Source organism: Microbulbifer variabilis, from assembly GCF_020524905.1.
Classification (GTDB): Bacteria; Pseudomonadota; Gammaproteobacteria; order Pseudomonadales; family Cellvibrionaceae; genus Microbulbifer; species Microbulbifer variabilis_A.
Genome location: NZ_JAIVKI010000001.1, coordinates 157,125 through 170,115, shown reverse-complemented (window position 1 = coordinate 170,115; position 12,991 = coordinate 157,125). Strand labels below are relative to the sequence as shown.

Here is a 12,991-nt window from a genome sequence, read left to right as displayed (position 1 = left end):
TTACTCCTGCCAACTGGAAAAATGATCCATTAGATAATCAATGGCCATTCTCACTCGTATTGGTAAAAAGCGACGGTTCTGGTACACAATCCAACTGCTCGCTCCGCTCCCCCAAAAAGGCTCTAGAACTGGCTCTAATAGCTGCGACTCTATAGAACGCCTAAAACTACTTTTAGGCATATAGGCAATCCCTAAACCTTTTTCACAAGCTTTTACCACCGTGTGGGCATTATTACTTCTCCAACGGCCACTAACACGAATAGACTCCTCAACGCCCTCTATATCAAATATCCAGTTCTCATTATTCGCAACAATACAACTATGCGACTTTAAATCCTGTGGATGGGTAGGCCTGCCAGATTGATCCAGGTATTCCGTGCTGGCAACAGCCATCATCTGGCGTCCCGCCAGCTTGCGGGCCACCAGTCCAGAATCCTCCAGGCGGCCATAGCGGATCGCAAAGTCGATACCATCCTCAACAAAATTAACCATTCGGCTATTAAAATCGATATCAATCTGCAGGTCGGGATGCTGTAAAGCGAAAGCCATCAGCGCTGGTGCCACATACTGCTCGGCGAATATACCGGCACAGCTCACCCTCAAGGTGCCACTCAGCTCATACTGTTGCTGGCCAACCTGTTCATTGGCCTGCTGCAGACCCACAACCAGCTCTTTACAGCGCTGGTAATAAACAGCACCTGCCTGAGTAAGGCTGACCAAGCGCGTTGTTCGAGCCAACAGAGCACTCCCCAGGCGCTCCTCCAATCGAGCAACCTGTCGGCTCACATGGCTGGTACTGCACCCCAACTGTTTGGCGGCTGCAGAGAAGCCCTGGCTCTCTGCCACAGCGACGAATTCGACTACACCGTCAAATGTATCCATCCCAGCTCACTCTATTATTGCCACTCAGCAAAAGTATTTCACAGATAACCCCTATTATCATCCACCTAGGGACAACATAGAATCCTCCTCACTGAATGCTTAACACAGAGGGCAGATTCATGAAAAAAGTACTTATTCCCGTTACCAACCATGCAACCCTTGGGGAAACTAACCAGGCTAATGGCACCTATTCTCCTGAGCTGACTCACGTCGTACATGTACTCAAAGAAAGTGATATTGACTACGATATCGCCTCCATTAAAGGTGGCAAGGCACCTCTCTACGGTACTGATATCGAAGACGATGAGGTAAACAGCCAAGTATTGGCCGATGAAGATTTCCAAAATCGTATCAATAACACCATTCCGGTGAGCCAGCTGAATACTGCCAATTACGATGCCGTGTTCTACCCAGGCGGGTTTGGTCTACTTTCCGACCTAGCCAGTAATGAAGATTTCGCCAAATTGAGTGCAGAGATCTATGAAAATGGTGGCATTCTTTCTGCGGTCTGCCACGGTCCGGCTGGGTTTCTGCCCATCACCCTGAGTAGTGGTGAAAGTTTGCTGGCTAGCAAGTCTGTAACGTCATTTACCCGAGAGGAAGAGATCGACTTTGGTACCATTGAAGATATCCCTTTCCTGCTGGAAGAAGCAGTTAGCCGAAAGTCTGCTCGATTTAATAAAGCACAGCCCTGGCAGGAATTTGTTATTGAAGATGGCCGTGTGATTACCGGGCAAAATCCAGCCAGCGCGCATGCTGTTGGCCAAGCCATCGCAAAACAGCTTGCCAACTAAACACTCAACCAATATTACTGGCGCAGGCTAATCGGGTCTGTGCCAGTATTTATCAAATGCTGTCGATATTTTCCGGAAAAACACCTTTTAATACCAAATTTTCCTACTAGATGAGCAATAGCTTTTCTTTGAGGTTTCAGTAGTGCCAAACTCTATTATCTACCCATTATTAATGCTAATTGCTGGTATCGGTATTCCAGTGATGGCTGCACTGAATAGTGGCTTAGGAGTAAAGCTCGGTAGCTCCGCGCTTGCCACCACGGTATTATTTTTTATTGGGTTGATTATATCGGCAATGTACTTAATTAAGACCGAAGGACTGCCTATTGGCGGCTTCCCCAAGGATATCTCCTGGCACCTGTACCTTGGTGGAATCTTAGTTGTTTTCTATATTCTTAGTGTAACCTGGGTTTCTCCCAAATACGGCATTGGCAATACTATATCCTTTGTACTTCTTGGGCAGCTAATTGCCATTGCTGTTATCGATCATTTTGGTCTTCTAGGCGCCCAGCAAAACAACTTGGATATCAAAAGACTTTGTGGTCTAGTGATGATGATTACAGGTGTATTTCTAGTTATTAAACGCAATGCTTAACAGAAAAACCGGAGTTTAGACAATGAGTAAGTTATTTGTTATGGCCAAAGTAAAAGTCAAGCCAGGGAATACGCAAGAAGCCAAAGAACTTCTAACCAACCTGGCGATAAACTCTGAGAGTGAAATCGGCTGCTTGAGTTATCAAATACTTGCTTCTGAGAAGGAAAAAAATACATTTATTACACTTGAAAGATGAGATTCTATAGAAAGCGAGCAACAACACTGGGAAATGTCCCATTTGAAAAATTCGCTAGTAAAGCTACATCCTCTCCTAGCAAGAGAAGTTAAGATCGAAAAATTTACTGAGATATCAAATAGACAGCCAAGAGTAATTAATATTAATCACACAAGGCTACTTAACTCCAGCAAATAAGACCTCAAACCAACGCAAATCCTCCGGCCCCAACTGGGCCTTGTTAGCCTGTTTCTTATCCAAATATATATCCTTATACACATGATAAACCGCTCGCGCGGTCAACTCGCGCCAGCGCTCGCTATCCAGCTCAGGGATTGAGCCGTCGGCCAAATTTGGATCGGTTAATGGGTCGTGCTGTGCTTCGGTAGTTCTCAGCGCTAATTCCAATTCTTGTAGAATCGGATTGATCACTTTGAGGGTATTGGATTCAGAAAACTGCTTGGCCACTTCCTCCTCTGCCTGGCGAAGCATTTTATTGCCCTGTAGTTCCGATAGCTTTTCTCCAACTGGGCGCAAGCCGAATTTATTGACCACACCACTCACACCGGGCAGTACTGCCTTGGCTGCCAGCCCGGCACCTATTAAAGGATTAAATACTGCTGCGACACCCCCAACCAGCAACAGCCCAAGAGTCAGTTTTCTGTCGAGCTTGTCGATATCATCTGCCAGCCTCTCGAGAGTACTTTTATTGGATTTTCCCCTTTCCTGGGATAACTCTAAGGCGCTCTCCACCATAAATTTACGTAAGCTACCTTCATAATGGGAGTTAGGAAAGTGAAATACTCGGCGCTTGGGTAGATCGTTTACCTCGGGGGCATCATCGGGTAAACAACGCATTGTGTGGAGAGTAAAGCCAGTTTGCGAGAGCTTATAGGGAATTACAAAGTAATGCTTTTCATCGTAGCTCTGCACAAAATTATCACTGCGCTCAGTAGAAGAAAATATCGGCAGGCCAGCAACTACCTCTTGAAAAACTTTTAAGCTACCGGTGATCTCTGCTGGCAGTTTACGAGAAAGGTCAAGCAGACCGTTTTTTCCTTTATCAAAATATTGTTTCATATCCGTTTATTCATCGGAAGCAAAGAATCATGGGGAGTGTTCCGCAGAAACCTTTCAACCTTTTATACTCCATTTCCCTGTGAAAACTATCCCTTCTCTATTGTTAAAGGATTAACGCCTTTAAAGTGAGAGTGCTTTAATTAGCTTCGGCATAAACCCAAGCTTCTGTACCAGATTTCAACTTGGCGGCAACCCGTTGATAGGCATCCACTTCATAAGCATCAGACTGAGCAAGTTCCTTGGCAGAAATTTCAAAGACAGTTCCCCTAACTTCGTCCGAGAAATCCCCTGTATATTTCAGAATGGGGTGAAATTCCTTGCCGCTAGTTTGAATAACTTGTGGATCTATGATTCTTATCTCGGAAAGTTGATAACCAATTAAGACATCTGCAGATCCTCTCAACTTACGCCCAAAAGTTTCCAGCTGGACATTCTCCTGTTGAAGAGTACCGTAGGAAAATAATCGTTCCATTGATCAAACCTTAACCCTATTAATGACTTATCAAATGCACCGTAAAAAACACCCACTATATCGGCAGAGTATTTTACCCACTTACCATCGAGTAAAAGAAGCCCCAAAGTGATGGCTGTAGATTTAAGTTCTTACTCCCTATATTTCGAAAACCTACCAAATCGCTGTATTTCAGGTTAATAACCAGTGATTCACTTATTCCTTTTTGATGTGACTGGCCTGAGAGACCGACCTTAACATCCCATGGACCTGCATTGGTGAAAACCTGTGCTAACCCATCCCGCAGTTGAGGCCGAATATACGGCGAGCTGCTTTGGGGAAATCTCTAACCAGCGCCTTGCCCCTGATAGGGTGCGCATGGATTTTGCCCTCCGGCAGGCAACGGTTTGACTCTAAATCCATGGTTGTTTACACGGCCCACTGGCAATAGAGAGGTGTGTAATGCATAACCGATCTTCGCTGCAAAACCATCAAACTATACCTACACGACGGAAAACGTCTCTACAAAAAATTCAAGGATCTCTACGTAAAAACGCTTCATTCGCCGCCGCGCTAATGGTTGTAGGATCGGCAATATTGGCTCCCCTGGCCTACGCTGCGGATTATTCCAATCCCTACACCCGCCAGGGATCAAGGTATGTCTCTCATCAAGGACATGGAGGGCATTATGACAGGCATTCCAGGTATAGCAGGGATTACAGGTACAGAAGGGATTATAGGGGACAGTCGAGATACAGTAGGAATCAAAGGGGATATTCAAGATACGGCAGATACCAAAGGAACCAGCCAGGGTTTGGTCGGCATATGTGGTTTAAAGCAAATATCCAGGGTACACCACGCATAGTGATCGACCTCAGTGACCAGATGGCCTACTTTTATAAAGGAGGACAATTGGCCGGTATGTCCCCCGTATCTACAGGTATGGCCGGACATCGTACCCCTACAGGCAACTTTCGTATTTCAGAAAAGAAATACAGTCACCGCTCAAACCTATATGGTCACTATGTGAGTTCCCGCGGCTATGTAGTGCGCAGTAATGTGGATGTACGCCACCATCGCAAACCGGCCGGGTCTCGATTCCGCGGGGCATCGATGGATTATATGATGCGGATTAATGGACCCGTCACCATGCATGCGGGTTATGTACCCGGATATCCAGCCTCCCACGGTTGTATCCGTATTCCCTGGAATATGGCGAAGATTTTTTATAGTCACGCCAAAGTCGGTACAAGGGTATCTGTCGTGCCTTAGGCAAAATCGGAGTGCTATAAAAAAGGCGGACTTAATAGTCCGCCTTTTTCTTTTCTTCAGACTTACTATCGGGAAACTTCCACACCATCCCGTTGGGTCATTTCCATTCGGGTGAAGTAATCATGGGCGGCGCGGTTAACATGCCTCGCCAGCAATAGCGTGGAAACCATGGTGGGTATGGCCATTACCGCGTACATACCGATAATAATGCTGTTGACCGCGCTCAAAGAAGCCACTGCACCCAATACAATCAACACCATATAGAGCCCGGTATAAAGCCCCTGCCAGCGGCCTCCAAAAAGAAATACATAGCACTTCATACCGTAATACCAACAGGTAACGATGGTGCTGAAGGCCAATGGGAATACCATAAACAGCAATAGAATAGGGCCCAATTGGCCGAACACCTGGGAGAATGCCTGTGCGGTCAGGGTCACACCAGCCACACCCTCTCCCTGTTGCCAGGCGCCAGTCAGTAATATCACCAGGGCGGTACAGGTGCAGATCAACAGGGTATCCACGATAGGGCCCAGCATAGCCACCACGCCTTCGCGCACCGGTTCGCGGGTTTTTGCCGCACCGTGGGCCAATGACTCGGTACCGATTCCCGCTTCATTGGAAAAAGCCCCGCGGCTTACGCCAATGGTAATCACCGTACCCAGGGCGCCGCCAGTAATGGCTTGACCATTAAATGCATCGCTAAAAATCAGGGCAAAAGCCGCGGGCACTTGCTCCCAAAAACTCGCGATCACGATTAGTGTCATTACCAGATAAAACAGCACCATGCCCGGCACTATGCGCGCGGAGAATTTGCCGATGCGCTGGATACGCCCGGCAATCACATAGGCAGAGGCGATAGCAATCAATAAACCAATGGCAAAATCAAATAGTAACGAACCGCCCGGTGCTACCCACCCCATTGGCTCGGCGAAAGATTCCCGCAATAACTGGGTAGTCTGGTTAGATTGAAATACCGGTAACATTCCGCACAGCCCTGCCACAGCAAACAGCATCGCCAGTGGCGTCCAGTGTTTGCCCAGGCCCTCGCGAATCACATACATGGGCCCGCCCTGCAGCTCTCCATTGGCATCGCGGCCGCGGAACATTACCGCCAGAGTCGCGGTATAGAATTTGGTGGCCACACCAACCAAGGCCGTAATCCACATCCAGAAAATCGCTCCGGGACCACCGGCAGTGATAGCGATAGCCACTCCGGCAATGTTGCCCAAACCCAGAGTGCCGGAAAGTGCGGTGGAAAGAGCCTGGCCGTGATTTACCTGGCCTGGATCATTGGGGTCATCATAGCGGCCACTCAGCAATCCAATACTATGGCCCAGATGTCGGTAGGGACGGCCGCGGGAATAAATCAGCAGTGCCAAACCACCGCCAACCAGTAACACTAATAAAGGCGGGCCCCAGACAAAACTGGCAAAGGCCTGCAGGGCCCGATCAATCGCATCTAAAAAAGGCATAAGCAAGAGTCGTTTTCTGTAAGACACAGCCAGTCTAGGTAGGCATACGCCAGGCTGTCAAAGTTCCACACATCCTCTGCAGTCAGCTCATAGACGGTTTCTAATAAAAAAGCCCCTGAAATAGGGGCTTTTTTATTGGGGAAAGACGCTTTTCTTCAAGCCGCGGAGCCAAGCTGTAACACCGGTTCCGACCGCGCGCTCTCTCGTACAAAAAATACCGATACCGCGCCGAACAGCATACTCACTCCAGCCAATACAAGAATGTAGATTGCCTGGTTAGCGAAAACAGATTTCAAAACAAGCCCTGCCACTAGTGCAGATACGATTTGGGGGGCGGCAATGGTGAAATTAAAGATTCCCATATAAACACCGGTCTTATCCGCCGGCAACGCATCAGAAAGTATGGCGTAAGGCATAGCGAGAATCGCCGCCCAGGCAATACCTACCCCCACCATCGGCAACAACAAGCCCAATGCCCCACTGGGAACCGTCACTTCGGTAATCAGTAAATCCACCTGAGTAGGCGCACCGCCCTGAAACAATATAAAGCCGATATAGCCCAGCCCACCCAATGCCAGAGACAGGGAATAAATCAACTTGCGCCCCAGCACCTGGGCCAGTCGGGCCAAGACGATAGAAAAGAGTGCTGCAAACAGAGAGTAAGCGGCAAAGAGAATGCCTACCCAATCACCGGCAGCGCCTTTGGCTGCGGCGATATGCGCGGGAATATCATCAACGGTTTCCAAATAGGCAGGATCAAACCACATGGCCTCCACCCCCCATACGTGTTGAGTGATCGCAGGTGTGGTGTAAACCCACATAATAAACAGGGCAAACCAGGAGAAGAATTGCACCAGGGCCAGCTGGCGCATGGTACGCGGCATATTTATTAGCAGCTGGAAAAAGCCTGCTAATCGTTTTGCCAATGAGGCTTTTGACTGCCCAACCTGTTCAGGCTCTGCAGAGTGGAGCCCCTTATAAGCGTTGTATTGCTCCGGTGGATATTCCTTGGTACGCAGTACCGTCCACAGCACACTACCCAACAATACCGTAGCGCCTATATAGAAAGCCCAAATCACCGAAGGCGCCACCTCACCCGCACGGGCGGTATTTTCCAGGCCGATTACATTGGTCAGAATAAACGGCAGTATTGAGCCGAAGATGGCACCGATATTAATCAACAAAGACTGTATCGAGTACCCCAGCGTGCGCTGCTCCGAAGGCACCATATCGGACACCAGTGCACGGAAAGGTTGCATGGTGACATTAAAGGCCGCATCCATCAGCGCCAGCATAACGCCACCGAAAATAATAGGGGCCACTATCGCCACCACAATCCCGGCATTGGGCATAAACGCCATGCCCAGGGCCGCTGCCATGGCACCAAACAAAATATAGGGGTTGCGGCGACCGAAACGGTTCCAGGTCCGGTCCGAAGCCGAACCCACGATAGGCTGTACGATAAGCCCCATGAGCGGCGCTACTATCCAGAACAGCGACAGGGAATGCAGGTCCGCTCCCAGGTCTGAAAGAATCCGGCTGGCATTGGCATTTTGCAGGGAAAAGCCAAACTGCACCCCGAGAAAGCCGAGGCTGACATTCCATACCTGCCAGAAAGGCAGACGTGGCTGCTGAATAGGATTGGGCTCTGATTGGCTCATAGGGTCACCGCATCTATCGTTATGCTTATGTTGCCATTCTGACATGCCCACCACAGACCTCCATCCTCCCCCTGTAGGGAGGATGCGGACCAGGTTCTGCGCTTTAGGATAAACTCAGGCCCATGCGTACGCGCAGGGCCACTGCAAAAACAAAATCCACAGCTAAGAAGTCCGCGCGATGACCCCAAGATTCCCACTCCTGCGCCTGCTGGGCCTCACCGCCGCGCTCTGCGCCTGCGTTCAAGCCCTGGCCTTAGAGCCGCGCATCTACCGCGACCACCACATGAGCAAAGACTCACTAAAGCTACAAACCAGTGATGGCGAAGTCACCCTCACCCCAGTGGGCCCTTCGGCACTGGCGATACACTACCGCCGCGAAGGCCTGAAGCAATTGCCCTCATTTGCTCTAGCTTCCAATCCTGCAGGCCAACCCAGGGCGACACTGGAACAACAAGGGAACAAGCTGGTTTACAGCACTGGCTCGCTCAGTGCAGTTATCCACAAGTCTCCCTTCCGCATCGAATATCTGCGCGGTAAAGCGCCCATCCTGAGTGAAGAGAGCGGTTTCTTTGCCACTGAGACTATGCGCGGATTCCGCTTCGCACTGTCGCCAGAGGAAAAACTGCTGGGCGGCGGAGAGCGCGTGATGGGCATGGACCGTCGCGGCCAACGCCTGCCCTTGTATAACCGCGCCCATTACGGCTACACCACTGAATCCAACCAGATGTATTTCTCCCTGCCAGCAGTAATGTCCAGCAACAAATACATTCTGCTGTTCGACAACTCTGCCACTGGCACCCTGGACCTGGGCGCGAGTGAAGATGATGTCCTGCAGTTTGAAGCCGTAGCCGGGCGCACCGCTTATATCGTGGTAGCCGGTGAGACTTATCCACAGTTGCTGGAAAATTATGTGTCCACCACTGGCAAACAGCCCCTGCCGCCCCGTTGGGCCCTGGGCAACTTTGCCTCCCGCTTTGGCTATCACAACGAAGCCGAAGTGCGCGCAACCGTGGACAAGTTTGCCGAAGAAGATTTCCCCCTGGATGCCCTGGTGTTGGACCTCTACTGGTTTGGCCCGGATATCAAAGGCCATATGGGCAACCTGGCCTGGGACAAGGAAGCCTTTCCCGAACCAGAAAAGATGATGGACGACCTGAAAGCCCGCGGTATCAACACCATCCTGGTGACCGAGCCTTTTGTCCTCTCCACTTCCGAGCGCTGGCAGGAAGCCGTGGCGAATAATGCCCTGGCGAAAAACCTGGCCGGAGAACCCAAACGCTTCGATTTCTACTTCGGCAATACCGGCCTGATCGATGTCTTCTCCAAAGATGGCCGCGACTGGTTCTGGAATATTTACGATGGACTATTGGAACAGGGCGTAGCCGGCTGGTGGGGCGATCTGGGTGAACCGGAAGTACACCCCTCTGATACCGTTCACGCAATCGGCATGGCCGATGAAATCCACAACGCCTTCGGTCACTCCTGGGCGCAATTACTGCACGCACGCCAAACGGCAAAACACCCTGAGCGCCGCCCCTTTATTATGATGCGCGCCGGTTTTGCCGGCTCCCAGCGCTACGGAATGATCCCCTGGACCGGCGACGTCGCTCGGGAATGGGGTGGCTTACAGCCCCAGGTGGAATTGGCTCTGAGTATGGGCTTACTGGGCTTTGGCTACACCCATTCAGACCTGGGCGGCTTTGCCGGCGGTGAGGAATTTAACCGCGAACTCTATATCCGCTGGTTGCAATACGGCGTATTCCAACCGGTTTACCGCCCTCACGCCCAGGAGCATATTGCTTCCGAACCGGTTTTCCACGATCGCCGCACCCGCGATATCCTGCGCGAATATGTAAAACTGCGCTATCGCCTGCTGCCCTACAACTACACCCTCGCCTTCGAAAACAGCCAGACCGGCATACCGCTGATGCGTCCGCTGTTTTTCGAAAACGAAAGTGACCTATCCCTACTCGACTACAAGGATGCCTACCTGTGGGGCCAGGATTTCCTCGTTGCCCCAGTAGTAGAAGAAAATGTGGATGAAGTCGCAGTTAAACTGCACGGCGGCACCTGGTTCGATTACTGGACGGATAAACAATATTCTGGCGATCAAGCCCTGGTAGAAGTGGATCTGAAAAGCATTCCTGTACTGGTGCGGGCCGGCGCCATTATTCCTACCATTGATGATATCCATAGCAGCCGTGATTACTCCAGTAAAAATCTGACCCTGGACTACTACGCCCACTCCTCAACGGCAAAATCCGAGCGCTATGTTTATGAAGATGATGGTGTTACCGCGCAGGCTTTCGAAAAAGGTCAATACGAGAAACTATATTTCTCAGCTGAAATTAAACAGCGGGGTTTAGCCTTCGCCTTTAAACGTGAAGGAAACGGTTATACCAGTATGCCGGAATCCCGCAAGGTCACTTTAAAGATTCACAACTGGCAACAAGTGCCTGCGCAGCTCGATATTAGCGGCGAATCCCTGCCTATTTTCGACAGTGAAAAAGACTTTACTCAGGCACCCCGTGGGGCCTGGTACAACAAGCGAAAACAGCAACTGCTGGTTAAATTTGACTGGCATAAAAAACCGCTGGATTTAATGCTCAAAAATCCATAATTCAGCAAACTGCTGTGCACTGACTAAAAAAATTAAAGTCATCAGGAAACAATGAAGAAGTTACATTCCCTGTTAATTGCCAAACTCCTTTTGGCTTCCCTCCTAGGCGCTGCTTTATTCGGCACTGCCGGCTGCGGCCAGGAGAGCAACCCGAGAGAAATACAGCCCGCTGAAAAAGTTGCGGAGAAAAAAGCGGTGATCTACCAAGTACTGCCGCGCTTATTTGGCAACACTAACAGTACCAACAAACCCTGGGGCACACTCGAAGAGAATGGTGTGGGTAAGTTCGCTGACTTTACCCCAAAAGCACTGAGTGAAATCCATGCGCTGGGCGCCACCCATATCTGGTACACCGGCGCCCTGCACCACGCGCTCGTTGGCGACTATACCGAATACGGTATCAGTAACGATGATCCCGACGTGGTCAAAGGCCGCGCCGGCTCTCCCTATGCCATCAAGGATTACTACAGCGTAAACCCGGACCTGACCAATAACCCAGCAGAGCGATTACAGGAATTCCGCGCACTGGTGGAGCGCAGCCACGCGGCCGGCCTGAAAGTGATTATCGATATAGTGCCTAACCATGTAGCCCGCGCCTACCATTCTCTCGATAAACCCCAAGGCGTGCAGGATTTTGGAGCTGGCGACAACACCCAGGTCACCTACGCCCGCAACAACAATTTCTACTATGTGGTGGGCGAAGATTTCCGCGTGCCCATTGCAGAGGACGGCTACAAGCCACTCAATGACGAAGCCAATGATCTTGTCGATGGGCAGTTTATAGAGAGTCCAGCCAAATGGACCGGTAATGGCGCGCGCAATGCACAACCTTCCATGCACGACTGGTATGAAACCGTCAAAATTAATTTTGGCGTACGCCCCGATGGCAGCAAGAATTTTTCTGAGCTACCCAAGGAATATGCCGAGCGCGACTACCGAGCCCACGCCCAGTTTTGGGCAGACAAGAAAGTCCCGGACTCCTGGAAAAAATTCCGCGATATCGCCCACTACTGGCTGGACTTTGGCGTGGATGGATTCCGCTATGATATGGCCGGTATGGTGCCGGTAGAATTCTGGAGCTACCTGAATTCCTCCATTAAAATGCGTAACCCCAATACACTGTTACTTGCCGAAATCTATACTCCAGAGCGCTACCGGGACTATCTGCACCTGGGCAAAATGGATTACCTCTACGATAAAGTCGGCACTTACGACGCTATTCGTGCGGTCATGGAGAACAAGGGCAGCACAGATAAAATCGCAGAGGTGCGGGCAAGCCTGGTAGATATTTCCTCTCATATGTTGCGCTTTATGGAGAACCACGACGAGCAGCGCATTGCCAGCTCACAATTTTCTGGTAATCCAGAGGCAGGCAAACCTGCAATGCTGGTATCCGTCGCACTCTCACCAGCCCCTACCCTGGTTTACTTTGGCCAGGAGTTAGGAGAACCCGCCAACAAAGATGCCGGCTTCGGTAAAGCCAGCCGCACCACCATTTTCGACTACTGGTCAGTACCCAGTGTGCGCCGCTGGAACAATGAGGGTGCTTTTGACACTGCTCAGCTGACAAAAGAAGAAAAAGAGTTGCGCAGCTTCTACCAACGCCTGCTCAACTTCTCCAAACAGAGCCCAGCCTTGCTTGGCAACTATCTGGACTTACACAGCTACAACCGCAAGCAGGGTAGTGGCTATGGGGAAAAACAATTTTCTTTTGCGCGCTGGAATAAAACGGAAAAACTCTTGATCGTTGTAAATTTTGATCGAGAGGACAGCAAATTCGAACTACTGATCCCCAATAAGCTACTTAAGCAGTGGAAACTGAAAGACGGCAGCTATGCATTAAAAGGGCAGATCAGCAATGCGAAGCAACAGCTGGTTATCCAAAATGGCCAGGGGCGAATCTCACTTAATCTTCGCCCCTTTGAAAGCCATATCTTCAAGCTTGAAGATTGAGTATTAAATACAGTCCCCGAATACAGAAACCCGGCT

General features: G+C 50.2%; 12 protein-coding genes. 7 read left to right on the top strand and 5 right to left on the bottom strand.

Annotation, left to right across the window (positions count from 1 at the left end; translation table 11 throughout):
* Window positions 1-882: a LysR family transcriptional regulator gene (locus LC073_RS00740; protein ID WP_226642320.1), complete on the bottom strand. Its 882-nt coding sequence runs from the start codon at window positions 880-882 to the stop codon at window positions 1-3.
* A gap of 119 nt (window positions 883-1,001) precedes the next feature.
* On the opposite strand from LC073_RS00740, the gene LC073_RS00735 reads away from it, so the two are divergent.
* From LC073_RS00735 to LC073_RS00725, 3 genes are all read left to right on the top strand, one after another.
* Window positions 1,002-1,676: a type 1 glutamine amidotransferase domain-containing protein gene (locus LC073_RS00735; protein WP_226642318.1), complete on the top strand. Its 675-nt coding sequence runs from the start codon at window positions 1,002-1,004 to the stop codon at window positions 1,674-1,676.
* 142 nt (window positions 1,677-1,818) lie between these two features.
* Window positions 1,819-2,271, top strand: a complete 453-nt coding sequence (locus LC073_RS00730) for a DMT family transporter (RefSeq protein WP_226642316.1) — start codon at window positions 1,819-1,821, stop codon at window positions 2,269-2,271.
* A 22-nt stretch (window positions 2,272-2,293) separates the two neighbouring features.
* Window positions 2,294-2,467: a putative quinol monooxygenase gene (locus tag LC073_RS00725; RefSeq protein ID WP_226642314.1), complete on the top strand. Its 174-nt coding sequence runs from the start codon at window positions 2,294-2,296 to the stop codon at window positions 2,465-2,467.
* 156 nt (window positions 2,468-2,623) lie between these two features.
* Here the strand turns inward: LC073_RS00725 and LC073_RS00720 are convergent, their stop codons facing one another.
* The gene (locus tag LC073_RS00720; protein ID WP_226642312.1) at window positions 2,624-3,526 is read right to left on the bottom strand and encodes a hypothetical protein; all 903 of its coding nucleotides are present in this window, start codon (window positions 3,524-3,526) and stop codon (window positions 2,624-2,626) included.
* A gap of 136 nt (window positions 3,527-3,662) precedes the next feature.
* Window positions 3,663-3,998, bottom strand: coding sequence for a gamma-glutamylcyclotransferase family protein (locus tag LC073_RS00715; RefSeq protein WP_226642310.1), 336 nt, complete (start codon window positions 3,996-3,998; stop codon window positions 3,663-3,665).
* A 637-nt stretch (window positions 3,999-4,635) separates the two neighbouring features.
* Here LC073_RS00715 and LC073_RS00710 point away from each other — a divergent pair.
* A complete protein-coding gene (locus tag LC073_RS00710; protein WP_226642308.1) occupies window positions 4,636-4,842 on the top strand; it encodes a hypothetical protein in 207 nt (68 codons plus the stop codon).
* Window positions 4,803-5,249 (top strand): L,D-transpeptidase family protein, encoded by a 447-nt coding sequence (locus LC073_RS00705; protein WP_226642306.1) that lies wholly within the window; start codon window positions 4,803-4,805, stop codon window positions 5,247-5,249. The genes LC073_RS00710 and LC073_RS00705 overlap by 40 nt, the downstream gene beginning before the upstream one ends.
* Before the next feature lie 65 nt (window positions 5,250-5,314).
* On the opposite strand, the gene LC073_RS00700 is transcribed toward LC073_RS00705, so the two are convergent.
* A complete protein-coding gene (locus LC073_RS00700; RefSeq protein WP_226642305.1) occupies window positions 5,315-6,721 on the bottom strand; it encodes an alanine/glycine:cation symporter family protein in 1,407 nt (468 codons plus the stop codon).
* A gap of 155 nt (window positions 6,722-6,876) precedes the next feature.
* Complete coding sequence (locus LC073_RS00695; protein WP_226642297.1) at window positions 6,877-8,382, bottom strand: MFS transporter; 1,506 nt, start codon at window positions 8,380-8,382, stop codon at window positions 6,877-6,879.
* A gap of 178 nt (window positions 8,383-8,560) precedes the next feature.
* Between LC073_RS00695 and LC073_RS00690 the strand changes: the two genes are divergently transcribed.
* The gene (locus LC073_RS00690; protein ID WP_226642296.1) at window positions 8,561-11,002 is read left to right on the top strand and encodes a TIM-barrel domain-containing protein; all 2,442 of its coding nucleotides are present in this window, start codon (window positions 8,561-8,563) and stop codon (window positions 11,000-11,002) included.
* Between the two features lie 51 nt (window positions 11,003-11,053).
* Entirely contained in the window at window positions 11,054-12,955 is a 1,902-nt protein-coding gene (locus tag LC073_RS00685) for an alpha-amylase family protein (protein ID WP_226642294.1), read from the top strand.
* Window positions 12,956-12,991: the final 36 nt, after the last annotated feature.